Consider the following 23,163-nt stretch of genomic DNA (forward strand, 5'->3'; position numbering starts at 1 on the left):
AAGGACTGTTTTTTCATGTCATTTAATGTAATCGATTTGGACACCTGGAAAAGAAAATCTTATTATCAGCATTACGTTCATACTGTTCGCTGTACTTACAGCATCACAGTAAATATAGAAATTGATTCACTTGTAAAAGAATTGAAACTTCGTGGAATTAAGGCATACCCTGCACAAGTATACATACTTTCGCGCGCAGTTAATAATTTTCAAGAATTCAGGATGGCTATAAATACTCATGGCGAACTTGGCTACTGGGAATCAACAAGCCCGAGTTACACGATTTTAAACAAAAACACTGAAACTTTCAGCAGCATATTCACGCCATTTGATAGTGATTTCAGCAAATTTTATGACAAATGCATTCACGACATGGAAAAATATGGCAACGCTGATACGCTTTTTCCTCAAAACAACATGCCTGAAAACTTGTTCACAATTTCATCCTTTCCCTGGCAGAGCTTCACCGGCTTCAATCTGAATGTTTACGGCGAGGGGACATACCTCCCTCCCATTTTTACTATTGGACGTTATCTGGAACAAAACGGAAAGACACACATGCCGCTTTCCATTCAAGTGCATCACGCAGTGTGCGACGGCTATCATGCGGGAAAATTCATAGATGCCGTTCAAGGCCTGGCCCAGAACTTCAGCGATTGGCTGTGACCAGACTGACTGGCCCCACCGTCCCCGAGCATAGCGGCGAAGTTGAGGGCATTTCCACTTGACCAGTTCTTATTTGTCTATATATTGACAAAAAATGGCAAAAAAATATCATTTATGAGCAAATCATCGGCTTCCATAGATGCGCTGCCCCCCAGAGTTCTGGCAAAAATTGAAGACCTGGGGCGCAGAATAAAACTGGCGCGAAAACGGCGGGGTCTGACCCTGAACGAAATGGCCAGACTCATGATGATTTCGGTTGGCTCGCTCAGAAGGCTCGAAAGCGGCACGCCAGGCACGAGCCTAGGGGCGCTCGCGACGGCCCTGCTCACCCTCGGGCTTGAAAACGACCTGGACAACGTGGCCGCCATGGAAACGGACATGATCGGCCTTGCCCACGAACGCAGGCGGCTTGAAAGCAACACGGACGACAAGAACAAAATTTCCTACGATTTTTAAGGGAGACTGGTCATGATAACCCGCGTGGCGTATGTGCATATGCACCTTGGGGGCAGCTTTGTTGTTGCCGGACGCCTGCGCTATGTTCAGGATGGTCGTTTTAGCCAGTGCTTCTTTGAGTATTCCAACCGTTATCTGGAGCGGCCTGACGCGGTGGCTGTTGACCCTGTCGCCTTGCCCCTGCAGCGGGAACACACCTACGAGGGGCCGCTGGGCGGCGCGCTATTTAACGGTCTGCGCGATGCCTGCCCTGACGACTGGGGCCGTCACGTTCTTGATATCGCCGCCGAATCCTCCGGCTCCCACCTTGGCGAATTTGACTACATGCTCTATGCCGGGCCAGACAGAATCGGCGCGCTTGGTTTCAGCAGTGCGCCCGATGCCGCCCCCTTTACGGATACGCCGCCCTGGGCGCGGAACCTCCCCGGCGCGGAGCTCGACCTTCAGGGCATGCTCCTTGCCACGGATACGGTGGAACAGGCAGACGAACTCAATCCACAGTACCGACGCTTTTTTGTGCGCGGCTCCTCCATTGGCGGCGCAAGACCCAAGGCCTCGCTTGAGCAGGATGGCAAATTCTGGATTGCAAAATTCAGCAAGGAGCGCGAAGCCTGGCCCACCTGCCGCATAGAGCATGCAAACATGCTCCTTGCGGAAAAGTGCGGTATCAACGTGCCGGAAACGAATCGGATTACGGTTCTGGACAACCGCGATATCCTTCTGGTTGAGCGTTTTGACCGCCAAATTCAAAACGGCGCCCTGCACCGCCTGCCCTTTGTTTCAGCCATGACGCTCATAGGCGCAGCCGGGCCGGAGGCTCGCGCCGCGTATACCGACATTGTAACAGCTATGCGGCGGGATTTTTACAGCGCCGAGGCCACGCGCAACGATATCCGCGAGCTGTATCGGCGCATGGTTTTCAACGTATTCTGCAATAATTCCGACGATCACCTACGAAACCACGGTTTTTTGTATCCAGATGGACAGGACGACCAGCCAGGCTGGCGACTCTCCCCGGTGTATGATGTTGTGCCGCAGCCCGTCATGGACGATGCCCCACGGGCCTTACACCTGAGCGTGGGGCCGGATGGCAGGCGCGCAACCGAAGGCAATGTGCTGGCTGCGGCCCGGCACTTTGGCCTTGCTCCTGGGGAAGCGCAGATGATTGTTGAAGAAGTAAGGGGCACGATCAGGCAGAACTGGGAAACCCTGCACCTGAGCGCGGGGGTGCCGCAGCGCAACCTTGCAGAAGTGCGCAACTGCTACGCCCTCGCCCTGCTGCCGGATACAGCAACGCCATAACACAGCATTGAAATAAAAATGAGCGGGCTGGTAAAGGCTTACATTAACAATAGACGCTCATGGCTTTTCTGAAATATTCTTTCATGCTTTCCCTGATGCATTCAGGGGCGAGCACTTCTGCATCGCAGCCAAGGCTGGCAACAAAACTGTGCCCCTGATCATTGTCAGTTAATGGAATACAGGCCAGCCAGGTATTTTCACTCTCCTGCTCAAGCGCATCATCGCCAAACAGTTCCACAATTGTCTCTCTGGCCCTTGCAGATATACGTATTATTCCATCCATGCATTCTGCATCGTCAAAATTACAAACAATAAAATCTTCTGTAGTAACTGTGCGGGGAGAGAACGATTCCTTGCACAGTTTCGTTTCAACCATGCGTGAAACTTTAAAAAGGCGCATGCCATCACGCATCAGGCAATATCCCCCAAGATACCAGCTCCTTCGTTTAAGAATCAGTTTGTATGGTTCTACACGGCGGGCGCTCCGCTGCCCTTTACGGTCATTATACTCAAACACCAATAGCCTGTTATCTTTCAGGGCCTGCTGAATTTTCACGAGCGCTGCCATACCGGCATGATTGTTGCCCCAAGGAGTCAAATCAATTGATACCTGCCCTGCCTGCAATTCAATTGCCTTGCGCTCTGTCTCAGGAACAAGCCCTTTGATTTTTGCAATTGCTCCTGCCACCTCGGCGCTTGAATAAGACGTGCGAATACTGCCCAGCCCCATCAGGATCATGGTCACATCCTGCGACGTGAAGAAACGCTTTTCCGCCTTGTAGCTTTCAAGAATGCCGATGCCCCCCTTTGCACCGGGGTACGTGACTACGGGCAAACCCGCCTGATTTATTACATCAACATCGCGATAAATGGTTCGCACAGATACTTCAAACGTCTGGGCAAGTTCTGAGGCGCTTACTTTTTTCTTTTCCAGCAAAATCATCACAATGGACAAAAGGCGGTCAATTTTCACTCTGGCCTCCATCAGGCGCGCAAAACATGACATAACGTTGTCATATTTACTCTGCTAGATATAAATTGCAACGAAATTATGGAGGTTGTCATGAACGTAAATATGCCAGAAGCTGTGAAAATATTTATGGAAACAATGAACACTGTCGAAACTGAAAAACTGGATAGTTGCCTTGCCAGCAAGGCTGTGCTGCTTGACCCGGCCGATAACAATGACATCCGCGGAATAAATGCCATCAAGGCTTTTGTTGCAGATTCAAAAGAAAAATTTGATCTTTGCACAACTGTTATTGATGCAATTTCTACCGCTGAGAGCACAAAAGTCATAACGTTGACAAAAGGCAATTTTCCAGGGAGCCCGCAAAAATTTTCTTATGAATTCATTGTCAAACACGGATTGATACAAAGTATCAACATCCTGCCAGCATAGCTGCAGCAAAGGGCATAATCATGAAGCAGATACATTTTACAGTTGATCCACAAAAGTGCGTCCAGTGCAATGCATGCATAACTGACTGTCCTCGCCATATAATTTCCATCTCCGACGGTTTGCCGTGGATTTCGCCCATACTGGAAGCAAACTGCCTTGAATGTCAGCATTGCCTGGCCGTATGCCCGACAGGGGCAGTAAGTATTTTCGGCCTCAAGGCAGAGAACAGCATAGAACTGAGCGCAGAAATAATACCATCTGCCAGCCAGATGCACACGTTGTTGCGGGGACGGCGCAGTGTTCGCCAGTACAGTACAGAAAATGTGCCAACCGGAATGATTGATGATCTTCTCGCCACGCTGGCAAATACACCAACAGGCTGTAATGATCGCACCTTGAGTTTTGCTGTGGTGGATGATCACAACGTAATGCAAAAACTACGCATCAGGGTGATTGAATCAATTGAGAACAAAATAGAATGCAATGAGTTGATGCCAGATTTTTTATCAGCGGCTGTGGCAGCATATCGGCAACAGGGAGTAGATGAAATATTTAGGGGTGCGCCGCACTTGCTTGTTGTCTCTGCGGCAGAGACCGCAAGTACACCTCTGCAAGATATTTCTCTGGCTCTGGCATATTTTGAATTGCTCGCCCAATGCAGCGGATTGGGTACAACATGGTGCGGATTCCTGAAATTTGCAGTTGATGCAGCTCCAGAATTGCGTCCCATTCTCGGTCTGAATCCTGAAACACCTTTTTATGCAATGCTTTTTGGGTATCCGGCTGTTCGCTACCACCGCACGGTGCAACGCGACAATGCCGCGAAAATCAGGCACATTTCCTTGTAGGGCAGCAAAAAGAAAGTCAGTGCAACCTTTGTGGTCAGCACTGACTTTGCTTTTCTGCACTGTTACGTGCTTGTCTGTCAGCCTACCATGCGGCTTGCACCGCTTCCTTGGCCAGCTGGAGCATGCTTTCAGGCGCGATGCCAAGGGCCAGAACAAGCCCCACAAGGCATATGCCCGCCATACGCGCGCCAACATACGGCACAATGGGTTCCGCATCATGCTGCGCGGCTTCGGTATACACGGCGCGCACCACCTGCAAATAATAGTAGATGCCAATGGCTGTGTTGATGGCGGCAATGATAACCAGGGCCGTATGCCCAGCCCGCCACGCGCCCGTCAGCAACATGAACTTGCCCATAAAGCCCACAAAGGGCGGAATGCCCGCCAGTGCAAACATGCTCACGCCGAGCACAAAGGCCAACATGGGCGAGCGCCGCGAAAGGCCGTTCAGATCCTTGATGCTCAGATTCCGCCCATCGGGCGAAACCACGCACAGCACCAGAAATGCCGCCAGCATCATAAACAGATAGCCGGTGGCATAATAGAGCGCCGTGGCAATGCCCCAGCCTTGCAGGGTCGCCATACCCATGAGGATGTACCCGGCATGCGCTATGCCCGAAAAGCCAAGCATGCGCTTGACGTCAGTCTGCACCAGCGCCGTGAGGTTGCCGTAGCACATGGACGCGATGGAAAGCCCGGTCAGCAGCAGCGCCACGTGCCCCTCGCCGGGATATGCCATGGCGCAGAACCGCGCCAGCACGGCCACGGCCACAATCTTGGGTATGGAGGCGATAAAGGCCGTGGTGTCGTTGGATGCGCCCTGGTACACGTCCGGCGCCCAGAAGTGGAAGGGAAACACCGCCAGCTTGAAAAACATGCCGCAAAAGAGCATCAGCAGCCCCACCAGAGGGGCGGCGTGTGAACCGGCTGTCCTCATGGCTGGCAATATCTGGTCGAGGTAGGTGCTGCCCGCGATGCCAAAAATCCAGCTCATGCCAAAAAGCATGATGCCAGACGCCGTCACCCCAAAGAGCAGATACTTGATGGCCGCTTCCATGGGCGCGCGCATGCTGTCCGATGGTGTGCGCATGGGCACCAGCAGATAGAGCGAATACGAGGACAGCTCAAGGGCGATGAACAGGGTGATCAGCTCCACACTGCTTGAAAGCAGGGTCAGGCCCAGCAGGCTTGTGAGCAGAAAGAAATAATATTCCGGGCGCATGCGCACGGAAATACCCTTGGTGTCCGCCCCAAAAAGCAGCATCAGGGTAAAACCGATGGACATCACGCATTTTACCAGCTGCGAAAACAGGTCTACCCTGTAGGCTCCGTAAAACAGGGTTCCCTTGGCAAAAAGACAAAGAACAGAGGTGGCGGCAAAGGCAACCCCAACGCAAAGAACCAGCAGGCGCAGGGTTTGCGTCCGGGCTTCCGTCAGAGTCATGCAAAATGCCAGCAGACACCCCGCAAGAAGAACCAGTTCCGGTGCAAAAAGATGTGCGTTCATGCGTAGGCCTTATGTCTGTGCTTGGGGTTCATCAACGCGCAATAAGTTCAGCAAGGGCCAGTGCGCTCGGGGCATGGTAGCCTGTCTGCGCCAGCAGATGGTCAAGGCTGGGCCTCATGACGCGCAAAAACGGTTCCGGGGCCAGCCCAATCCAAAAAACAAACGCCAGCAGCGGGGCCAGAGTCACGGCCTCGCGCCAGCCAAGATCATACATGCACGACTGGTCGGGATTATTGGTGCCGCCCCAGATCACCCGCTGCAACATGCGCAGCATGTAGGCCGCCGCCAGTACTGCGCCGGGGATGGCGCAGACCGCCACGATCTTGTTGTTGAAAAAGGCCCCGGCAAGAATCAGAAACTCGCCCACAAAGCTGTTTGTGCCGGGAAAGGCCAGCGACGACAGCGAAAAAAACGTCAGATACGTCACATAGATAGGCATGAACTTACCAAGCCCGGCCGCGTCCGAAAGCTCGCGGCTGTGCGAACGCTCGTACACCATGCCCACGCAGAGGAACAAAGCCCCTGTGGTGACGCCGTGGTTGATCATCTGCAGCAGCGCGCCCTCAAGCCCGCGCTGGTTCAGGGCAAAGATGCCCAGAGTCACAAAACCCATGTGCCCAACGCTTGAGTAGGCAATGAGCTTCTTCATGTCCTGCTGCGCAAGGGCAGTCAGGCCGCCGTAAAGGATTCCCGCTACCGAGAGCCACTGCAAGGCAGGCAGCAGGCCGATAGCCGCGCCGGGCGTGATGGGCAGGCAAAAGCGCAAAAATCCGTATGTACCCATCTTGAGCAGCACAGAGGCCAGAATCACCGAGCCTGCTGTCGGGGCTTCCACATGAGCCGCAGGCAGCCATGTATGGAAGGGAAACATGGGAACCTTGATGGCAAAAGCGATAAAAAAGGCAAGAAACACCAGCAGCTGGAAGCGTTCGGAATACTGTTGGCCCATGAGCGCGGGGATACTGAACGTCCCCTGATTGATGTACAGAGCCACAATGGCCACCAGCAGAAATACCGAGCCTGCCAAGGTGTACAGAAAGAACTTGATGGAGGCGTAGCTCTTGCGCGGCCCGCCCCACACGGCAATGAGCAAATACATGGGAATAAGCATGGCTTCCCACAGCACGTAGAACAATACCAGATCCAGCGCCATGAACACGCCAAGCATGGATGTTTCCATCACCAGCAGGCAGATCATAAATTCTTTTACGCGTTTCTGAATGTACTTCCACGAACCGAGCACGCACAGCGGCATGATGAGGGTTGTCATCATCACGAGCAGCAGCGAAATACCGTCCACACCAAGGGTGTAGTTGACGTTAAAGCTCGCAATCCACGGGTGGTGCTCCGCAAACTGGTACAGGGCGGATGTGGGGTTGAACCGCGTAAACAGCGGCATTGAAACAACGGCGTTTGCCAGAGTGACCAGCAGCGTCCACACCCGCACGCTGTTTTCCCCCGGCAGCAGAGGCACAATGACAGCCCCTGCCAGCGGCAGAAAAACAAGGATGCTGAGGATGGGATACCCCAAGGTGTTCATGCTCAGAAAATCCATTGTGGCGATCTCCTTTCACCCCGGCTCAGACAAGAGCCAGCAGCGTGAGCACCAGGGCCACCACTGCGGCCATGGAAATAATGTTTATTTGCAGGCTGCCGCTCTGCACCTGCCGCAGCACGCCGCCAAGAGCGCGCACGCTGCGGGCCGTGCCGTCAACCACCGTATCAATGCAGTGCCAGTCAAACCATGACCAAAAGCGCGCCGTGCGCATGAGCGGCACTATGCCCTGTCGGTTCCAGGCCTCGCCCACGGTATTGTCCACAGACTGAACGGGCTTGCGAGCAAACCAGTAGAACAGCCTGCCGCCCATGCGGTAAAACCAGTCCAGATCCAGACTGATGGTGGGTTCGGGCGTGAGCTTTTTGAGCAGCAAAAAGAATCCCAGGGCCGTAAACAACAGTATCTGCAAGGTTTCAGAAATATGCGCCGCGCTGTACGGGTGGTACTGCGCCGCCACATCGGGGAAGGGAAGCATGTCGTACAGGTACGGCGTGTAGCAGCCTATGAAGATACACAAAAACGCCGCCACAGCCATGGCCGCCTGCATGTTGAGCGGAGGATCGCCCGCGCGCTCCCATGTTTCCTTTGAGCAGTTGTTTTTGCCAAACCAGATGAAGTACGGAACCTTCAGGCCCGTGTGCAGGAAGGTGCCCGCTGAGGCCAGGGTGAGCAGAAATCCCGCCCAGTAGTTGTGCGCTTCAAATCCGGCGGCCACGATCATGGCCTTGGTCACAAAGCCGCTGAACAGCGGAAAGGCCGAAATGGAAAGTCCGCCCACCAGGGTGAACACAAAGGTCTTGGGCATCTTTTTGTACAGGCCGCCCAACTGGGTGAACTTGCTCACGCCCGTCATGTGCAGCACAGAGCCGCAGCCCATAAACAGCAGTCCCTTATAGAGAATGTGGGCAAAAGCGTGTGCGCAGGCACCGTTGATGGCCAGCGGCGTGCCTATGCCCACTGCTGCCACCATGTACCCAACCTGACTGATAATGTGGTAGGCCAGCAGACGGCGGGCGTCGTTTTCAAGCACAGCGTACACAACGCCGTACAGGGCCATGCACACGCCAAGGGGCACCAGAATCTCCATGCCCGCAAAGCTGCGCGCCAGCACATATACGGCGGTTTTTGTGGTAAAGGCGCACATGAATACCGCGCCCGTCACCGTGGCTTCGCCGTAGGCATCGGGCAGCCATGCATGCAGGGGCGGCACTGCCGCGTTGAGGATAAATCCGGCCATGATCAGGTAGGTGTAGAGCTGCGGATCAGCCACGCCGATGGGGCCGAAGGTCAGATCGCCCGTGGCCCGGTAGCGCAGCACAAGCCCTGCCAGCAAGAGCAAACCGCCCGCAGTGTGCACCAGCAGATATCGGTAGCCGGAGGCCAGCGATTCCTTGCGCCGCCTGAACCACACCAGAAATACGGAGGAAAAGGCCATCAGCTCCCAAAAAAGGAAGAGCGTCAGGTAATCCCCGCAAAAAATGACGCCCAGCGATCCCGCCACATATGTCCAGGCGGCGGAATGCTGCGCGGCTTCTTCCACATGCAGGCCGTAGACGGAGCCGATCACGCACATGAGGGTCATGATGTAGGCAAAGACCATGCTCAGCGCATCGACCTTGCCGAATATCAGTTGCCATTTCATGAAGGGCAGCACGCCATATACTCCATTGTGCCCCTGCATGAGCAGCACGGCGCAAAAGGCCAGCACCGGCACAAGAACAATACAGATACGGCGCAGGGCCTTGGGCAGCAGCGGCAGAATTACCGCGCCCAGCAACAGAACTGCGGAGGGGTGAATCCATGGCTCAGTCATCGTAATAATCCTCGCGGGTCATAATGCCCAAATGGCCGAACCACTTGGAAACGATGATAATCACAACGCAGGCGACAAAGCCGAACGCGGCCCAGAACCCGGGTATGCGCTCCACAAAGGTGTGCACATGCTCTTTTGAAACAAACAGGGCGTCCCACACCACCAAGGCGGCCAGCACTACCAGGCACACTCGGATGGTGGCCTTGAGCCTGGCGCGGAAAAATTCGATGATGTTCACTATCATCCTGTCACCACCTTCACGAAGGACATGACGGCATCGGGGTAAATGCCGATGAACACGGAAACGCCAGCCGCAATGAGGATGGGTACCACCATGCTCAGCGGTGCTTCACGAATGCCCGTTTCTTCACCTTCCGGCCTTTTGCCGAAAAATGCCTTGTAGGTCACAGGCGCAAAATAGGCCACGTTCAAGAGCGTACTTGCCAGCAGCACCAGTAGTATGCCCATGGAATGCGTGGGCATTTCCATTGCGCCCACCAGCAGCTTCCACTTGGTCACAAACCCTGCCACGGGCGGCGCGCCGATCATGGAAAGCGAGGCCACGGCAAAGGCAGCAAAGGTAAAGGGCATGGAGCGCCCAAGGCCGCTCATCTCAGAAATGCACTTTTTGTGCGTTGCCACATAGATCGCGCCCGCGCAGAAAAAGAGCGTTATCTTTGAGAATGCGTGGTTGGCGATATGCACTATGCCGCCCTGTATGCCGTCTACGGTCAGGAGCGCCACGCCAAGCACGATGTAGGAGAGCTGGCTCACCGTTGAGTAGGCCAGCCGTGCCTTGAGGTTGTCCTTGGTCAAGGCAATGATGGAAGCCGCAAGAATGGTGAACGAAACAAAGTAGGCCGTGGGCACGCCAAGGTTCAGGCTTTTCATCAAATCAGTGCCAAACACAAAGAGCATGACGCGCGTGGTGCAGAACACGCCTACCTTGACCACCGCCACCGCATGCAACAAGGCCGAAACAGGCGTGGGAGCAACCATTGCGCCCGGCAGCCAGTGGTGGAAGGGCATGATGCCGTTCTTGGCAAAACCCAGGATGCAGCAAACGTACAGCACGGTTGCCAGCGCATCGCTGGCCCCGGCGGACAAGATGCCCGTGTGGCTGTTGTGGGCAAAATCCAGATTGCCCGTGAGCACGTAAATGACAATCATGGCTGGCAGCACCAGCCCTTTTGCAGTGGTGGTCAGGTACACAATATACTTGCGCGCGCCGTCATAACCCTCGGCATCCTGATGGTGGGCCACAAGCGGATAGGTGCACACGCTCACCACCTCATAGAACAGGTAGAGCGTAAACAGGTTGTCGGCAAAGGCCACGCCCATGGCCCCAAAAAGCGTCAGGGCAAAACAGGCGCTGAAGCGCGTCTGGGCATGCTCGTTCAATCCGCGCATGTACCCTGCCGCGTAAAAAACGGTGATAATCCACAAAAATGAGCCAACCAGCGCAAATACCATGGAAAAAGCATCCGCCCGAAAACTTACCGAAAGCCCCGGCAGGATGGGAAAAAGCGTAAGGTGCAGCGTGTGCCCCTGCCCCATGGGCGCAGGGGCAACATCGCCGATCATGGAGGCGATGATGCAGAACATGACCACCGCCGTTACAAACGAAACTGTTTCGCGAACGTTGGGCCGACGCCCCGTCAGCATTATCAGGCATGCGCCGATCAACGCTGTAAGTATGGCGGCCAGGGGTCTGACGGATTCAACAATATCCATATGCTGTTCCCCTTAACCTTTGAGGTCCGACGGAGCGTCCGTTTCAACCGATCTGTACAGCCGGTACACCGCAATGATGATGGAAAGCACAATGACCGCTTCCGCCGCTGCAATGGCCATGACAAACAGGGCCGCGATCTGCCCGGTTGCCGTGTCTGGCGCGCAAAACCGCCCAAAAGCCATAAAGTTGACCGATGCCCCGCAGAGGATAAGCTCGGACGCAATGAGCATGCCTATGAACGTGCGCCTCATTGCCATGCCAAACAGCCCCAGGCCGAACAAGGCCGCGCCGATGACCAGATAAGTTTCAAGAGACTGACTCAAGCTGGCGTAGTGCATCACTTGTCCCTCCCGTGGCGGGCCAGTGCGAGCGCCCCCACCATGGCTACCACCAGAACCACGGAAATAAGTTCAAAGCTCATGGAATACGTGCTCAGCAAGGCCTGCCCGATGCGCTCGATGGTTCCTTCCATCTGGGCCGGGGGCGTCTCCGGCCAGGGAGCCACGATGGATTGCACCACAAGCGCCGCTGTGATGGCGCAACTGGCCGCAGCGCCAAGAAACATGCTCAGTTTGTGGCGGCGCGGGGCGCGGTTTGCGTCCGATGTCTCAGCCAGCATGATGGCGAATGTAATGGTGACGCACAGCGCGCCCACATACACAAGCATCTGCATAAAGGCCACAAAGGGGCTGGAAAGGTAGTAATAAAGCCCCGCCACGCCAGTGAAGCACAGGGCAAGCCCGGCCACGCGGCGTATGAGCGTGCGCGCCGAAACAGCCAGCACCGCGCCGCAAAATGTCACCAGCACAAAGAACCAGAAAATGCCCTCGGCCAGCGTTTGCATAGTTTCATGACTGGACATCAGGGACGCTCCTTGAGCCGCCGTACAAGGTCAAAGTGGTACTCCGCCTCGTCAAATCCGGCCAGATTGTAGTCATGAGAGAACGTCAGCGCGTCTGTGGGGCACGATTCCACGCACATGCCGCACAGGCTGCACTTGGTAAAATTCAGTTTGTAGCTCGCGAGAGTCTTTTTCTTGGCCCCATCCAGCCTTTCGCCCGCAAGCTCTATGCAGCCCGAGGGGCAGGCCTTCTGGCACGATCCGCACACAATGCACCTGTCCGTGCCGGTTTCCGGGTCGTACACAAGGTCGATATGGCCCCTGTAGCGCGGTGTTATGGGCAGCACCTCGCGCGGGTACGACTTTGTAACCACCGGCTTGAAAAAATAACGAAGCGTTATGCCCATGCCCACAAAGAGGCTCCACCCGCCTGAAAAGATATTTTTAAAATATGCGTTCATACTACAGCACCTTGAGCAACGCGCTGGTAATGATGAGGTTGACGAGCGCAATGGGGATAAGCACCTTCCACGAGAGGTTCAGCAGGCCGTAGAAGGTCGTGCGCGGAAATGTCCAGCGCACCCAGATAACGGTAAAAATGACCCCGTAAAGCTTGATGGCGAACCAGTGCGCCCCGGGCCAAAGCCCCAGCGGGCAATCCCACCCGCCAAGAAACAGCAGGGTCAGCAGACTGGCGCCAACCACAACGTTGGCGTACTCGCCCATAAAGTACACGCCAAAACCCATGCCTGAATATTCCGTAAAAGCGCCTGCGATCAGCTCGCTTTCTGCCTCGGCCATGTCAAAGGGGGCGCGGTTTGTCTCCGCCAGCATGCAGATGAAAAAGATGATGAACGAAACCGGCATGAGCGGGCTTGCAGAAAGGCGAAGCACGTTCCAGTGCCAGAACCCGCCCGATTGCGTGGCAACGGTTTCGCTGAGGTTGAGGGTGCCCGTGACCATCACAAGGCTCACCACAACCAGGAGCATGGGGATTTCGTAGGCCACGTTTTGCGAGACAACGCGCGCGGCGGAGATAACCGCGTACTTGTTGCGCGAGCCCCACGCCCCGAGCAGGAGACCCAGCACGTTTACCGAGGCAAAGGCGTAGATGGCCAACAGCCCAAGGTTAAGGTTACGCGCCACAAGGCCTTCGGTGTAGGGAATAGTCACAAAACTCATGAAGGCCGGGGTCATGACCAGCACAGGCCCAAGGCAGAACAGCACCCCGTCCGCATCCTTGGGAATGAACACCTGTTTGGTCATGAGCTTGAAGCCGTCCGCCAGCGGCTGCAACAGGCCGTAGGGGCCAACTTCCTTGGGCCCGATGCGCCGCTGTATGTGCCCTGCCACCTTGCGCTCAACCCATACCAGATAGGCCGCGTTAAGCGCCACAAAGACAAGGAATCCTACAAGATACCCCAGAAGACGCAGCATTTCGGAATAAAACGTCATGGCTGTGTTCCTTAGCGGTCAATATCCGGAATCACCAGGTCAAGGCTGCCGAGCAGCGCCAGGGCATCAGGCAGCAGCATTCCCCTACCCGCCTCGCCAAAAACAAGCAGGTTTGAAAAACAGGGGGTGCGCCACTTGAGCCGCCAGGGGGTGCCGCTGCCATCGCTGACGGCGCGGATGCCCAGAAGACCGCGCGCCGTTTCCACAGCGTGGTAATAGTCGCCCTTGGGCGGTTTGATAGTTTTGGGAACCTTGGCCGCCATAACCGGCCCTTTGGGCAGATAGTCGAGGGCCTGCTCAAGAATGCGCAGGCTCTGCTCAATCTCGTCCATGCGCACCTTGTAGCGGGCCATGGAATCACCCTCGGAGTACACGGGCACGTCAAAAGTAAAGCGGTCATAAACGCCGTATGGCTCGTGCTTGCGCACGTCATAGGCAATGCCAGCACCGCGTGCCACAGGCCCTGTTGCGCCGTATTTGCGGCACATCTCTGCAGGCACAAAACCCACATCCACAAGGCGCTGCTGGATAATGAGGTTTTTGGAAACGAGGGAATGGTACATGGGCAGGCGCTTGCGCATACGTGCGATAAAGGCCCGCGTGCCTCTTACAAAGGCATCGTCAACATCGTTGTACACGCCGCCAAAACGGAAGTAGCAGTATGTGAGCCGCGACCCGGTAACGGATTCCAGTAGATCAAGGATCTGCTCGCGGTCGTCAAAAGCGTACAAAAGCGGCGAGAACCCGCCAAGGTCAAGCACAAAAGCTCCAAACCAGAGCAGATGGCTTGAAATGCGGTTCAGCTCGTTGGTGATGACGCGGATGAACTCCGCGCGTTCCGGCACTTCAATGGAAGCAGCGCGCTCGACCAGGCAGGCATAGCCGTGGTTGTAGGCCAAGGCATGCAGGTAATCCATGCGGCCCGTATTGGGCATAAACTGCGCCCAGGTGCGGTTTTCGGCCATTTTTTCGTGCATGCGGTGGATGTAGCCAAGCACAGGCTCGGCCTCCACTATATACTCGCCGTCCATGACCATCTTGACGCGCAAAACGCCGTGCGTAGCCGGATGCTGCGGGCCAAGGTTCAGAACAAACCGCTCGTCTGTGGGACTTTGGGCAAGATAGTTCATGCGCTGTAGTCCTTGAGCAAGGGGTGGTATTCCGCGTCTTCGGGCAACAACAGGGGGATGAGATAGGGATGCCCGATAAAGACGATGCCAAAGAACTCGTGAACCTCGCGCTCGTGCCAGTGGGCTATGGGATAAATCTCGGCGATGGTGTGGATCTGCGGGTTGGAGCGCGGCGTGCGCACCCGCAGGCATACCCGGTGGCGGGTGGCATAGAGGTTGAAGTCGTACACCACTTCAAGTTCGTCTTCCTGCGGTATGGGATTCTGCGCAGGGGTTTCAGGTGGGGCGGCCTCGCTGGCATCCGGCGCGTCCTCTGCATTGGCAGCGGCGGCTTCGGCTGCCTTTTTGGCCTTGGCTTCGGCCTCCTTGCGCAGGGCTTCGCATTCGCCAAACCAGTCTACCCCGGTCATACCTTCAATAAAGTACCCCGCCCCATCCATGATGCCCACTGCGGCAAGCAGGGAGCTTTCCGGCAGCGCCACATCAAGATCATAGCCTACAGCGGCATGATCTGCGGCGCGGACTCTGGCTCCGGGCAGGGCCGCCAACTGTGCGCCAAGGGTTTCTGCGTTCATGACGTATGCCCTCCTGCTTCCTTGCCCGCCTTGTCATCCCCGGAGGCCCCCTCAGAGGTTCCCCCAGAAGCACCCACGGGGGCACCCCCATCACCCGCAGCATCCTCGGCAGGTGGCGGGGGCGTTTGCGCCTCCGTCTGCATTCTGGCCGCCTGCGCCGCCGCAGGGCCGGGAAGCCCGGGGGGTGTTACCACGGGCCAGCGCCGGGTGCCTGTGAGTTTTTCTTCCAGCTTCAAGATGCCTTCAATCAGGGCCTCCGGCCTTGGCGGGCAACCGGGAATGAACACATCAACAGGAAAAAGCTTGCCCACGCCTTCCACTACGCCGTACTGCCCTTCGTACACAAAAGGCCCGCCGGAAATGGCGCAATTGCCCATGGCAATGACCCACTTTGGCTCGGGCATCTGGTCGTAGAGAATCTGCACAGCCGGGGCCATCTTCTTATTGATGGTGCCGGAAACGATCATCACATCGCTCTGCCGGGGCGACGGCCTGAAGACCTCGGCCCCAAAGCGCGCCAGATCAAAGCGGGACGCGCCGGTGGCCATCATTTCAATGGCGCAGCAGGCAAGGCCGAATGTCATGGGCCAGAGCGAATTGGCCCGGCACATGTCCAGCAGTGAATCCAGCCGCGAAAAGTGGACTACCGATCCGAATATATTTTCCGTTGCCACTGGAACACTCCCTTTTTCCACGCGTACAGAATGACAAGGGACAAAATGCCCACGAACAGAAAAACTTCCGTGAACGTCAGGAAATCACTGATGGGAGAAGCCTTGTTGTAGATAACCGCAACAGGGAAGAGAAAGAGAATATCAACCGCAAAGGCGAGGAACAGCAGCGAGTACATGTAATATACCGCGCCGAATTTAATCCACGCATCGCCGATGGGGTCAATGCCGCACTCAACAATCTGGCGGGTTTTGCCCACAGTGTTGCGCGTAAGGCGAGGGGCAAGAAAAAAAACTATTACAAATGGCCCAAGAGCAAAGCTCATACCGCCAAGGCAGAATGCCATTATGTAGACAATGTCAACAAGTTCGCTGCTAGACATAAATTTTTCCTTGTAATAGGAATAAAATTTACGAAAAGATATACTTGATCAATCCACAAACAATTAAAACAACAGTTGTTTGTGAATTTATAAATTAAGTTAAATACTACTCCCCCAGAAACTTTGTGTCAATAATTGTTAAAAAAAATACATGCTTCTGTTCAAAAATGTACAATTAAAGGAATTTTTTGTTCAATCATATTAGCATATTAATCATTTATCCGAAATTGCGTGCGATCACAAAAAGTGAAAAAAACAATTTTATTTTCAGTCCTGGTGATAACCAGATCAAAAGCAGCGCTTAAACAGCCTGAAGTTATTTACTATTTTAGTTTTGTGCTATTTTTTTAAAAAAAGTATTACTAAATTTCATAAGAATGACCGTTTGGTACACAGGTTTGAATGGCGACCAGGGCATTGCGGCAGCTCCAAATGTGCTTTGCGGGGAGGGGGACACGCGATGGCTTGCGACTGTGGGCAACTGAGAAACCGGGGCTCCCGTGCAGATAAAAAATATCCTCAGCTCTAGCGAGGGCTACATATAAAAAAGGCGCATTAGAGTAACTCCAATGCGCCTAATTCTTTTATCTTCCAGGAAAAACCTTCAGAAAAACTTACCTCAAAATCGAAAGTCCCTCTGGCCTTTTTCAATGGCGGCAAGGTATTCCACAGCCTTGTTGCGCACTTTGTCGCTGGGAATTTTTTTCAGTTCCTGCTCTATCATGGCAAGGCCCATCTGCCGTGTTTGCGGCGAGGCGTAGTCCTGCAAGTATTCTTTGAGAGTCAGCAGCGCGTTGGGGTGACAGCAGTTCAAAATCTGCTGGCTCTTGCACAGGGCCATAAAGCGGTCGCCGGTGCGGCCCTCGCGGTAACAGGCCGTGCAAAAACTCGGCACATGCCCCTGCTCCATGAGCCAGCGCACCACCTCGTCCAGCGTGCGGCGGTCGCTCACATCAAACTGCGCGGAATTGTCTTCTTCCGGCTCCGGCTCATAGTACCCGCCAACGCTGGTGCGTGAACCTCCGCTGATCTGCGAAATGCCCAGCGGCAGCACCTTTTCACGCACAGCCTTGCTCTCGCGCGTGGAAACAATCATGCCCGTGTACGGCACGGACACGCGGATACAGGCGCAGATTCGGGCAAAAGTATCGTCGCTGATGCCGTTGTCGAACACATCGGGGTTGATGTCGTCAGCGCGGCGAATGCGCGGAACGCTGATGGTGTGCGGGCCAACGCCGTGCACTGCTTCAAGGTGCTCTGCGTGCATGAGCAGGGCCGCAAACTCGTAGCGATAGCCCTCAAGGCCAAAAAGGACCCCCAGGCCCACATCGTCAATGCCGCCCTGCATGGCACGGTCCATGGCCTCGGTATGCCAGGCGTAGTCGTGCTTGGGCCCTGCGGGGTGCAGCTTTTCGTAACTCTGCTTGTGGTAGGTTTCCTGAAACAGAATATAGGTGCCGATGCCTGCATCCTTGAGCATTGCGTATTCTTCCACCGTGGTTGCCGCGATGTTCACGTTCACCCGGCGGATGGCCCCGTTCTTATGCTTGATGCTGTAAATAGTCTTGATGCACTCAAGTATGTACTCAATGGGGTTCATGGTGGGGTGTTCACCCGCCTCAAGCGCAAGGCGTTTGTGCCCCATATCCTGCAAGGCCACGACCTCGCGGGCCACTTCTTCCTGAGTAAGTTTTTTGCGGGCGATATTTTTGTTCTGCGAGTGATATGGGCAGTACACGCAGCTGTTGATGCAGTGGTTTGAGAGATACAGCGGCGCAAACATGACAATGCGGTTGCCATAAAAGTCGTGTTTGATCTGGTTGGCAAGCCTGTACACCGGCTCCACTTTCTCCGGCAGCTCGCAGGCAAGCAAAACCGAGGCCTCGCGATGGGTCAGGCCTTTTTTTTGTGCAGCCTTGGCAATGATGGTGTCAATAAGCTCTGCATCGCGCGCGTGCTCGGTTGCATAACTCAAGGTATCGAGCACTTCACTGTGGTCAATAAATTCATCTGCGCGCAACGACTGGGGATTGTACATAAAAAAACCTCCGGCAAGACCCATATTCTCAGGCGGTGCGGGCGGGTGACCAGCCATATTGGCATAGAGAACTCGACAGGCAGACTGTGAAAAAACATCCCGTGGGAATTGCTTTTTCGCAAAAAGAGAAAATACAGGCTGCAAACTTGACGTTTTTGCTGGCGGCAGGCTCCGCCACTGGATATCTCACCGAAATCAAAAAATTATTTATAGGGCTGTGCACTACGTATGCGAACAGCCCGTGTGCGCTGTGTGCGCTGCCGCGGGCTGCCAGATGACCTGAATAAATGGCCAGGGACAGCCCAGCATTCAAACTGGCCGACACGGGGGGCAATACCGTGTCGGCCGTGGGTCTGGCCCGAGGGGTCTTGGGGTCCCTCAGGTGGAAAAGGCCGTGGCTTTATTCGTACGGATAGGCGATACCCTCAAACTCCTTGTGGCGAGGGTTGGGGTATTCGCCTGAAGCCGTAAGAGCCTTGAGGCCTTTTGATTTATCAAACCACTTGGTGTGGAGGTTTTCTTCTGATTTATGGCTCAGGGGTTTGCCGAGCCATGAATCGTAAAGCGCCTTTACCTGCGTATTGTCCTGACTGGCGCGCTTGGGAAAGGCCGAATCGGCACTGTACACAGCGGCAGAGCGATCGCTCATGTAATCCTTGAAATCCTTGGCGGCGGCGTAGGCCTTGTTGGCCATGCGAACCCCAAGCAGCAACCCGCCGGAGAGAATACACGCGCCTTTCAGAAATCCGCGTCTGGTGGTGGCAATGATAGACATGGGCGGCCTCCTCTAGGCTTTGGGCTGGGTGTTGGCAAGACGCTGCTTCAATCCGGCAAACAGGCTTGTGGCCTTGCGTTCCGCGCTTTGCAGCACATTGGGCATGATGGGTTGCCCGCCGCCGCACACGCACCCGCCGGGGCAGGCCATAAATTCAATGAAATGATACGGCGATTTGCCCGCCCGCACTTCATCGCACACCTGGGCAAAGCGCTTGGCCCCATGCACAACCGCCAGATGCAGTTCAATGCCGTTGACGGTTACCGTATATTCTTTCAGGCCTTTGAGGCCCCGCACCTGCTTGAAATCCCACGATTCCGGCCGCTTGCCGGTTACGGCCTGATAGGCGTAGCGCAAGGCTGCTTCCATAACGCCGCCAGACACGCCGAAGATGGTCGCGCCGCCGGTGGATTCGCCCATGAGGCTATCACGCTGACCGTCGGGCAGCTTGGTAAAGTCAATGCCCGCCTGACGGATCATGTAGGCCAGTTCGCGCGTGGTCAGGGTGGCGTCGATGTCGCGCAGGTCATTCTGTGCATATTCCTGGCGCAAGCCTTCGTATTTTTTGGCTACGCAGGGCATGATGGAAACAGTATACAAGCTCTTGGGGTCGTACTTGGCCTTTTCTGCACCATAGGTTTTGGCAAGGCGGCCATTCATGGCCACAGGCGATTTACAGGATGAAAAATGCGGCAACAGGTCGGGATAGAAGGTTTCCGCATACTTTTGCCAGCCGGGACAGCAGGAGGTGAATTGCGGCAGATCGCGCTTTGCGCCGAGGCGCTCCACAAATTCCGAGGCTTCTTCCCAGATGGTCACGTCAGCAGCAAATTCCGTATCCCAGCAATTGGAGAAACCAAGCTGCTTGAGGGCTGCCAGCATTTTGCCTGTTGTAACGCTGCCGGGGGCCAGGCCAAAGGCTTCGCCCAGCGCGTAACGCACAGAAGGCGCTGGCATGGCAATACATTTGACGCTTTTATCCTGCAATTTCTTTTGCAGCTCCGGCACCCAGGTCTGCACCTCATAGATGGCCATTTCGGGGCAGTGGGTCAGGCACTGGGCGCAGTTGATACATGGTTCGGGGTGGGCAATCTTGTGAGTGAGGCCGGTTTCGCCATAAATGGCGCCGCTGGGGCAGTATTCCTGACAGGAATCGCAGCCGATGCATTTTTCGGGATCAATCTGCACAAAAAACATCTTGTCGCCGTCCGCGCCCTGGGGGGGCACATTGAGCTCGTACGCGATGTGTTCCATTTCAATGCGCGGCATTACAGCCTCCTGGCGGGTAACAGGTTGATTTGTTCACAGCGGCGCGTTTGCGTCCGCCCGGTGATTCTGCAAGTAAATTAAGCCCTAGGCCGATGCGTGAGGCGCGCCAGAAGCTGCACAGGGCACAAGGCCTGAAACAACATCCTGTGCCGCTGGCTCCTGCCAACAGGCAAGGGTGTGGCTGCGCCCCGCCCCTTCAATGGCCTTGCGCGCGCCAAGCATGTCCACACGGTTCTTGTTGTCGTAAATGCAGTACTGACTGCCGTAAGCTGACGGCGTAAACGAGGGCATGAGCACATTGCCGCCCGCCAGCAGGCCGTTGCGTTGCCCGCCTTGCGCGTCCACCGTTGCCAGTGCCGTAGTGGCGGGAATGTTGGCCCAGGGCATGACAATGCGCATGACGGCCATCACACGCAGTGCGATCTGCGCGCTGCCCGCAGGATACGCGCCAAGCGGCGTGTCGTGCTGCGGAATGAACGGCCCGGCCCCGCACATGGAAACCCCAAGCCTGCGGGCCAGAATAATGTCGTCCGCCAGCGTGTTCAGGCTCTGACCTGGCAGGCCCACCATAAAACCGGAGCCGATTTCGTAGCCAAGCCGCTGCAAAATTCGCAGGCTGGCAATGCGCTCCGCCAGCACATGCCCCGGATGCAGGGCCTCGTAGAGCAGTGGGTCGGCGGTTTCGTGCTTGAGCAGAAAGCGCACCGCGCCAGCCTCTTTCCACAGGGCGTACGCCGCGCGCGGGTGCTCGCCCACGCTCAGGGTCACGGGCACGTTCAGCCCGCCGCGCAGGCAGTCGATCACATCGGCCAGCCACATGGGATCAATGGCGTATTCACCCGATTGCAGCACAATGGTATCTGCACCCAAGGCAACGGCGCGCGTGGCGGCTTCCATGATCTCCGCCCTGGTGAGCGTATATCGCCGCAGATTGCCGTTCTCGCAGCGCAAGCCGCAATAGCGGCAGTTGCGCCTGCACGAATTTGAAAATTCTATGAGACCGCGCACATGCACGTGCGCACCCTTCTCTTCTTCCAGCACACGGGCGGCACGTTCGCACACCGCCTCAAAGGGCTGTGCAAACAGGAGATCAAGTATTTCTTCGCGACGCATGCTTTACCATCCAATCCTGTGCCATGAACCGCCACTGCCAGCCAAACCAGCACGTGTGCAGCCCGATATGTACAATACCCTGAAAATATGTGTTACAAAATTTAAAAAAGTAACACCGGAAAAGCAAAAAATACCCAAAAAAGATTCCACACAGCTGTGTTCGCCCACGCAAGCGTTGCCGATATAGTTATGACAGCACGGCATGTGCGCACAGTGTTTTGAGCAGATTGCTCTCTAGTAACACTTTTGTCAATTACGTAACAACATTTTATTTAACAAAAAGGAACCATCTTGCTCAACGTACAATTTAACATCTGTTAAGTACGATAGTTAGCTTGTTTTGCCCGCAACCGGATTTCAGGCGCACTACCCGCTCAGGCCTGTGAAACGGCGTCAAAAGCCGTCAGGGCAGCGGGAAAAGGCTCAAGAACCCTGCGCAGCACACCCTGCACATGCGAGATAGCCAGCCCGTAGTTGGTCATGGGAATCCCCTGCTCATGGGCACGCCCCAAGCGCGCAAGCATGCTCTGCCGATTGAAGGTGCAGGCTCCGCAGTGGATTATGAGCTTGTAGGGGCTGAGATCGTCGGGGAAATCCCGCCCCGCCAGATTATCCACGCGGATGTCGCCCCCGGCGTATTGCCTGAGCCAGCGCGGTATCTTGACCCGTCCGATGTCGTCCGCCGAAGGATGATGCCCGCAGGCCTCGGACACCAGCACGGCATCGCCGGGCTGCAACTGGTCTATGGCAGCCGCACCCCTGGCAAAAGCCGCCAGATCGCCCTTGAACCGGGCCATGAGGATGGAAAATGTGGTCAGTGGGATATCTGGCGGCGTGTCCGCCACAGCCTTGAGCACAATCTGCGAATCGCAGACCACGAGAGCGGGCTTTTTGTTCAGCCGCGCCAGCGCAGGGACCAGTTCCCGCTCCTTCACCACCATGCAGGAGGCGTCGCTGTCGAGAATATCGCGTATGGCCTGCACCTGCGGCAGTATGAGCCGCCCCTTGGGCGCGCCAAGGTCGATGGGAACCACCAGCACTGCCAGCTCGCCCGCCGGCAGCAGGTCGCCCAGCAGGCGCGGCTCTGCAAACCAGTGTTCCGGCGCAAGGGCCGCCAGAGCTTCACGCACCTGCCCCATGCCCTTGCCTGTCATGGCGGATACGCTCATCCAGCGGATACCGTCCTTATCCAGCCCGCCAAGCTGCCCGGCAGAAGGGGCCGCCAGATCGCACTTGCCAAAAACCACACCAAAAGGAATTTTGCGCTCACGCAACTGGCCTACAAAAAAATCTTCATACTCGCCCCACTGCCCCGGCTCTACGGCCAGCAGGGCAACATCCGTGCGCTCAAGGGCCTTAAGCGTGCGCTCCTTGCGCAGCTCGCCCAGCGCGCCGACATCGTCAATGCCCGCAGTATCAATAAATACCACAGGCCCGAGGGGCGACAGTTCCAGCGTTTTTTCCACAGGATCGGTGGTTGTGCCGGGCGTGTCGGAAACAATGGAAACCTGCTGCCCCGCCAGTGCGTTGAGCAGGGAAGACTTGCCAACATTGCGCCGACCATAGATGGCTATGTGCAGGCGCAGACTTTTGGGTGTTTCATTCATGCCAGAAGCTCCGGTTGCG

General features: G+C 55.7%; 23 protein-coding genes and 1 pseudogene. 5 read left to right on the forward strand and 19 right to left on the reverse strand.

Annotation, left to right across the window (positions count from 1 at the left end; translation table 11 throughout):
- The first annotated feature begins 15 nt into the window (after positions 1-15).
- The 3 genes from catA to JMF94_RS06510 all read left to right on the forward strand — a co-directional run bounded on the left by catA (position 16) and on the right by JMF94_RS06510 (position 2,424).
- Entirely contained in the window at positions 16-666 is a 651-nt protein-coding gene (catA, locus tag JMF94_RS06500) for a type A chloramphenicol O-acetyltransferase (protein ID WP_240824358.1), read from the forward strand.
- A 114-nt stretch (positions 667-780) separates the two neighbouring features.
- Positions 781-1,122 carry a helix-turn-helix transcriptional regulator gene (locus JMF94_RS06505; RefSeq protein WP_240824359.1) on the forward strand — a complete coding sequence of 114 codons (342 nt, stop codon included), beginning with the start codon at positions 781-783 and terminating at the stop codon, positions 1,120-1,122.
- 12 nt (positions 1,123-1,134) lie between these two features.
- Positions 1,135-2,424, forward strand: coding sequence for a HipA domain-containing protein (locus JMF94_RS06510; protein ID WP_240824360.1), 1,290 nt, complete (start codon positions 1,135-1,137; stop codon positions 2,422-2,424).
- 43 nt (positions 2,425-2,467) lie between these two features.
- On the opposite strand, the gene JMF94_RS06515 is transcribed toward JMF94_RS06510, so the two are convergent.
- The gene (locus JMF94_RS06515) at positions 2,468-3,397 is read right to left on the reverse strand and encodes a YafY family protein (protein ID WP_240824361.1); all 930 of its coding nucleotides are present in this window, start codon (positions 3,395-3,397) and stop codon (positions 2,468-2,470) included.
- A gap of 90 nt (positions 3,398-3,487) precedes the next feature.
- Here JMF94_RS06515 and JMF94_RS06520 point away from each other — a divergent pair, with 90 nt between their 5' ends.
- Together JMF94_RS06520 and JMF94_RS06525 are read left to right on the forward strand one after the other, a co-directional pair.
- Positions 3,488-3,826 (forward strand): ketosteroid isomerase family protein, encoded by a 339-nt coding sequence (locus tag JMF94_RS06520; RefSeq protein ID WP_240824362.1) that lies wholly within the window; start codon positions 3,488-3,490, stop codon positions 3,824-3,826.
- A 20-nt stretch (positions 3,827-3,846) separates the two neighbouring features.
- Positions 3,847-4,674, forward strand: a complete 828-nt coding sequence (locus JMF94_RS06525) for a nitroreductase family protein (RefSeq protein ID WP_240824363.1) — start codon at positions 3,847-3,849, stop codon at positions 4,672-4,674.
- Positions 4,675-4,756: 82 nt separating this feature from the next.
- Here the strand turns inward: JMF94_RS06525 and JMF94_RS06530 are convergent, their stop codons facing one another.
- From JMF94_RS06530 to hydF, 18 genes and pseudogenes are all read right to left on the reverse strand, one after another.
- Positions 4,757-6,181 (reverse strand): NADH-quinone oxidoreductase subunit N, encoded by a 1,425-nt coding sequence (locus JMF94_RS06530; protein WP_240824364.1) that lies wholly within the window; start codon positions 6,179-6,181, stop codon positions 4,757-4,759.
- A gap of 31 nt (positions 6,182-6,212) precedes the next feature.
- Positions 6,213-7,736, reverse strand: coding sequence for an NADH-quinone oxidoreductase subunit M (locus JMF94_RS06535; protein WP_240824365.1), 1,524 nt, complete (start codon positions 7,734-7,736; stop codon positions 6,213-6,215).
- Between the two features lie 25 nt (positions 7,737-7,761).
- Positions 7,762-9,552, reverse strand: a complete 1,791-nt coding sequence (locus JMF94_RS06540; RefSeq protein WP_240824366.1) for a Na(+)/H(+) antiporter subunit D — start codon at positions 9,550-9,552, stop codon at positions 7,762-7,764.
- Positions 9,545-9,796, reverse strand: a complete 252-nt coding sequence (locus JMF94_RS06545; protein WP_192111821.1) for a hypothetical protein — start codon at positions 9,794-9,796, stop codon at positions 9,545-9,547. Before JMF94_RS06545 ends, JMF94_RS06540 begins: the two co-directional genes overlap by 8 nt.
- Entirely contained in the window at positions 9,793-11,286 is a 1,494-nt protein-coding gene (locus JMF94_RS06550; protein ID WP_240824367.1) for a monovalent cation/H+ antiporter subunit D family protein, read from the reverse strand. The genes JMF94_RS06545 and JMF94_RS06550 overlap by 4 nt, the downstream gene beginning before the upstream one ends.
- A gap of 12 nt (positions 11,287-11,298) precedes the next feature.
- The gene (nuoK, locus tag JMF94_RS06555) at positions 11,299-11,625 is read right to left on the reverse strand and encodes an NADH-quinone oxidoreductase subunit NuoK (RefSeq protein ID WP_192111823.1); all 327 of its coding nucleotides are present in this window, start codon (positions 11,623-11,625) and stop codon (positions 11,299-11,301) included.
- A complete protein-coding gene (locus tag JMF94_RS06560) occupies positions 11,625-12,149 on the reverse strand; it encodes an NADH-quinone oxidoreductase subunit J (protein WP_240824368.1) in 525 nt (174 codons plus the stop codon). Before JMF94_RS06560 ends, nuoK begins: the two co-directional genes overlap by 1 nt.
- Positions 12,149-12,589, reverse strand: coding sequence for an NADH-quinone oxidoreductase subunit I (locus tag JMF94_RS06565; protein WP_240824369.1), 441 nt, complete (start codon positions 12,587-12,589; stop codon positions 12,149-12,151). The genes JMF94_RS06560 and JMF94_RS06565 overlap by 1 nt, the downstream gene beginning before the upstream one ends.
- Before the next feature lies 1 nt (position 12,590).
- Positions 12,591-13,583, reverse strand: a complete 993-nt coding sequence (nuoH, locus tag JMF94_RS06570) for an NADH-quinone oxidoreductase subunit NuoH (RefSeq protein WP_240824370.1) — start codon at positions 13,581-13,583, stop codon at positions 12,591-12,593.
- Positions 13,584-13,594: 11 nt separating this feature from the next.
- A complete protein-coding gene (locus JMF94_RS06575; RefSeq protein ID WP_240824371.1) occupies positions 13,595-14,713 on the reverse strand; it encodes an NADH-quinone oxidoreductase subunit D in 1,119 nt (372 codons plus the stop codon).
- Complete coding sequence (locus tag JMF94_RS06580) at positions 14,710-15,288, reverse strand: NADH-quinone oxidoreductase subunit C (protein WP_240824372.1); 579 nt, start codon at positions 15,286-15,288, stop codon at positions 14,710-14,712. Before JMF94_RS06580 ends, JMF94_RS06575 begins: the two co-directional genes overlap by 4 nt.
- 203 nt (positions 15,289-15,491) lie before the next feature.
- A pseudogene (nuoB, locus tag JMF94_RS06585) lies at positions 15,492-15,947 on the reverse strand (NADH-quinone oxidoreductase subunit NuoB); the annotation flags it as partial.
- Positions 15,932-16,342: an NADH-quinone oxidoreductase subunit A gene (locus JMF94_RS06590; protein ID WP_240824373.1), complete on the reverse strand. Its 411-nt coding sequence runs from the start codon at positions 16,340-16,342 to the stop codon at positions 15,932-15,934. The pseudogene nuoB and the gene JMF94_RS06590, both read right to left, overlap by 16 nt.
- A gap of 619 nt (positions 16,343-16,961) precedes the next feature.
- Positions 16,962-18,380 (reverse strand): [FeFe] hydrogenase H-cluster radical SAM maturase HydG, encoded by a 1,419-nt coding sequence (gene hydG / locus JMF94_RS06595; RefSeq protein WP_240824374.1) that lies wholly within the window; start codon positions 18,378-18,380, stop codon positions 16,962-16,964.
- Between the two features lie 400 nt (positions 18,381-18,780).
- Positions 18,781-19,155 carry an iron hydrogenase small subunit gene (locus JMF94_RS06600; protein WP_240824375.1) on the reverse strand — a complete coding sequence of 125 codons (375 nt, stop codon included), beginning with the start codon at positions 19,153-19,155 and terminating at the stop codon, positions 18,781-18,783.
- A 12-nt stretch (positions 19,156-19,167) separates the two neighbouring features.
- Complete coding sequence (locus JMF94_RS06605) at positions 19,168-20,424, reverse strand: [FeFe] hydrogenase, group A (RefSeq protein WP_240824376.1); 1,257 nt, start codon at positions 20,422-20,424, stop codon at positions 19,168-19,170.
- 84 nt (positions 20,425-20,508) lie between these two features.
- On the reverse strand, positions 20,509-21,537 hold the full coding sequence (gene hydE, locus JMF94_RS06610; protein WP_240824377.1) for a [FeFe] hydrogenase H-cluster radical SAM maturase HydE: 1,029 nt from the start codon (positions 21,535-21,537) through the stop codon (positions 20,509-20,511).
- Positions 21,538-21,911: 374 nt separating this feature from the next.
- Positions 21,912-23,144: a [FeFe] hydrogenase H-cluster maturation GTPase HydF gene (gene hydF / locus JMF94_RS06615; RefSeq protein ID WP_240824378.1), complete on the reverse strand. Its 1,233-nt coding sequence runs from the start codon at positions 23,142-23,144 to the stop codon at positions 21,912-21,914.
- Positions 23,145-23,163 lie beyond the last annotated feature (19 nt).

It is taken from the genome of Desulfovibrio sp. UIB00, from assembly GCF_022508225.1.
In the GTDB taxonomy this organism is placed as follows: Bacteria; Desulfobacterota; Desulfovibrionia; order Desulfovibrionales; family Desulfovibrionaceae; genus Desulfovibrio.

Excerpts from the sequence above, each read along its gene's own strand:
- catA (WP_240824358.1), top strand. The coding sequence starts at position 16 with ATGTCATTTAATGTAATCGATTTGGACACCTGGAAAAGAAAATCTTAT.
- JMF94_RS06505 (WP_240824359.1), top strand. The coding sequence starts at position 781 with ATGAGCAAATCATCGGCTTCCATAGATGCGCTGCCCCCCAGAGTTCTG.
- JMF94_RS06510 (WP_240824360.1), top strand. The coding sequence starts at position 1,135 with ATGATAACCCGCGTGGCGTATGTGCATATGCACCTTGGGGGCAGCTTT.
- JMF94_RS06520 (WP_240824362.1), top strand. The coding sequence starts at position 3,488 with ATGAACGTAAATATGCCAGAAGCTGTGAAAATATTTATGGAAACAATG.
- JMF94_RS06525 (WP_240824363.1), top strand. The coding sequence starts at position 3,847 with ATGAAGCAGATACATTTTACAGTTGATCCACAAAAGTGCGTCCAGTGC.
- JMF94_RS06530 (WP_240824364.1), bottom strand. The coding sequence starts at position 6,181 with ATGAACGCACATCTTTTTGCACCGGAACTGGTTCTTCTTGCGGGGTGT.
- JMF94_RS06535 (WP_240824365.1), bottom strand. The coding sequence starts at position 7,736 with ATGGATTTTCTGAGCATGAACACCTTGGGGTATCCCATCCTCAGCATC.
- JMF94_RS06540 (WP_240824366.1), bottom strand. The coding sequence starts at position 9,552 with ATGACTGAGCCATGGATTCACCCCTCCGCAGTTCTGTTGCTGGGCGCG.
- JMF94_RS06545 (WP_192111821.1), bottom strand. The coding sequence starts at position 9,796 with ATGATAGTGAACATCATCGAATTTTTCCGCGCCAGGCTCAAGGCCACC.
- JMF94_RS06550 (WP_240824367.1), bottom strand. The coding sequence starts at position 11,286 with ATGGATATTGTTGAATCCGTCAGACCCCTGGCCGCCATACTTACAGCG.
- nuoK (WP_192111823.1), bottom strand. The coding sequence starts at position 11,625 with ATGCACTACGCCAGCTTGAGTCAGTCTCTTGAAACTTATCTGGTCATC.
- JMF94_RS06560 (WP_240824368.1), bottom strand. The coding sequence starts at position 12,149 with ATGTCCAGTCATGAAACTATGCAAACGCTGGCCGAGGGCATTTTCTGG.
- JMF94_RS06565 (WP_240824369.1), bottom strand. The coding sequence starts at position 12,589 with ATGAACGCATATTTTAAAAATATCTTTTCAGGCGGGTGGAGCCTCTTT.
- nuoH (WP_240824370.1), bottom strand. The coding sequence starts at position 13,583 with ATGACGTTTTATTCCGAAATGCTGCGTCTTCTGGGGTATCTTGTAGGA.
- JMF94_RS06575 (WP_240824371.1), bottom strand. The coding sequence starts at position 14,713 with ATGAACTATCTTGCCCAAAGTCCCACAGACGAGCGGTTTGTTCTGAAC.
- JMF94_RS06580 (WP_240824372.1), bottom strand. The coding sequence starts at position 15,288 with ATGAACGCAGAAACCCTTGGCGCACAGTTGGCGGCCCTGCCCGGAGCC.
- JMF94_RS06590 (WP_240824373.1), bottom strand. The coding sequence starts at position 16,342 with ATGTCTAGCAGCGAACTTGTTGACATTGTCTACATAATGGCATTCTGC.
- hydG (WP_240824374.1), bottom strand. The coding sequence starts at position 18,380 with ATGTACAATCCCCAGTCGTTGCGCGCAGATGAATTTATTGACCACAGT.
- JMF94_RS06600 (WP_240824375.1), bottom strand. The coding sequence starts at position 19,155 with ATGTCTATCATTGCCACCACCAGACGCGGATTTCTGAAAGGCGCGTGT.
- JMF94_RS06605 (WP_240824376.1), bottom strand. The coding sequence starts at position 20,424 with ATGCCGCGCATTGAAATGGAACACATCGCGTACGAGCTCAATGTGCCC.
- hydE (WP_240824377.1), bottom strand. The coding sequence starts at position 21,537 with ATGCGTCGCGAAGAAATACTTGATCTCCTGTTTGCACAGCCCTTTGAG.
- hydF (WP_240824378.1), bottom strand. The coding sequence starts at position 23,144 with ATGAATGAAACACCCAAAAGTCTGCGCCTGCACATAGCCATCTATGGT.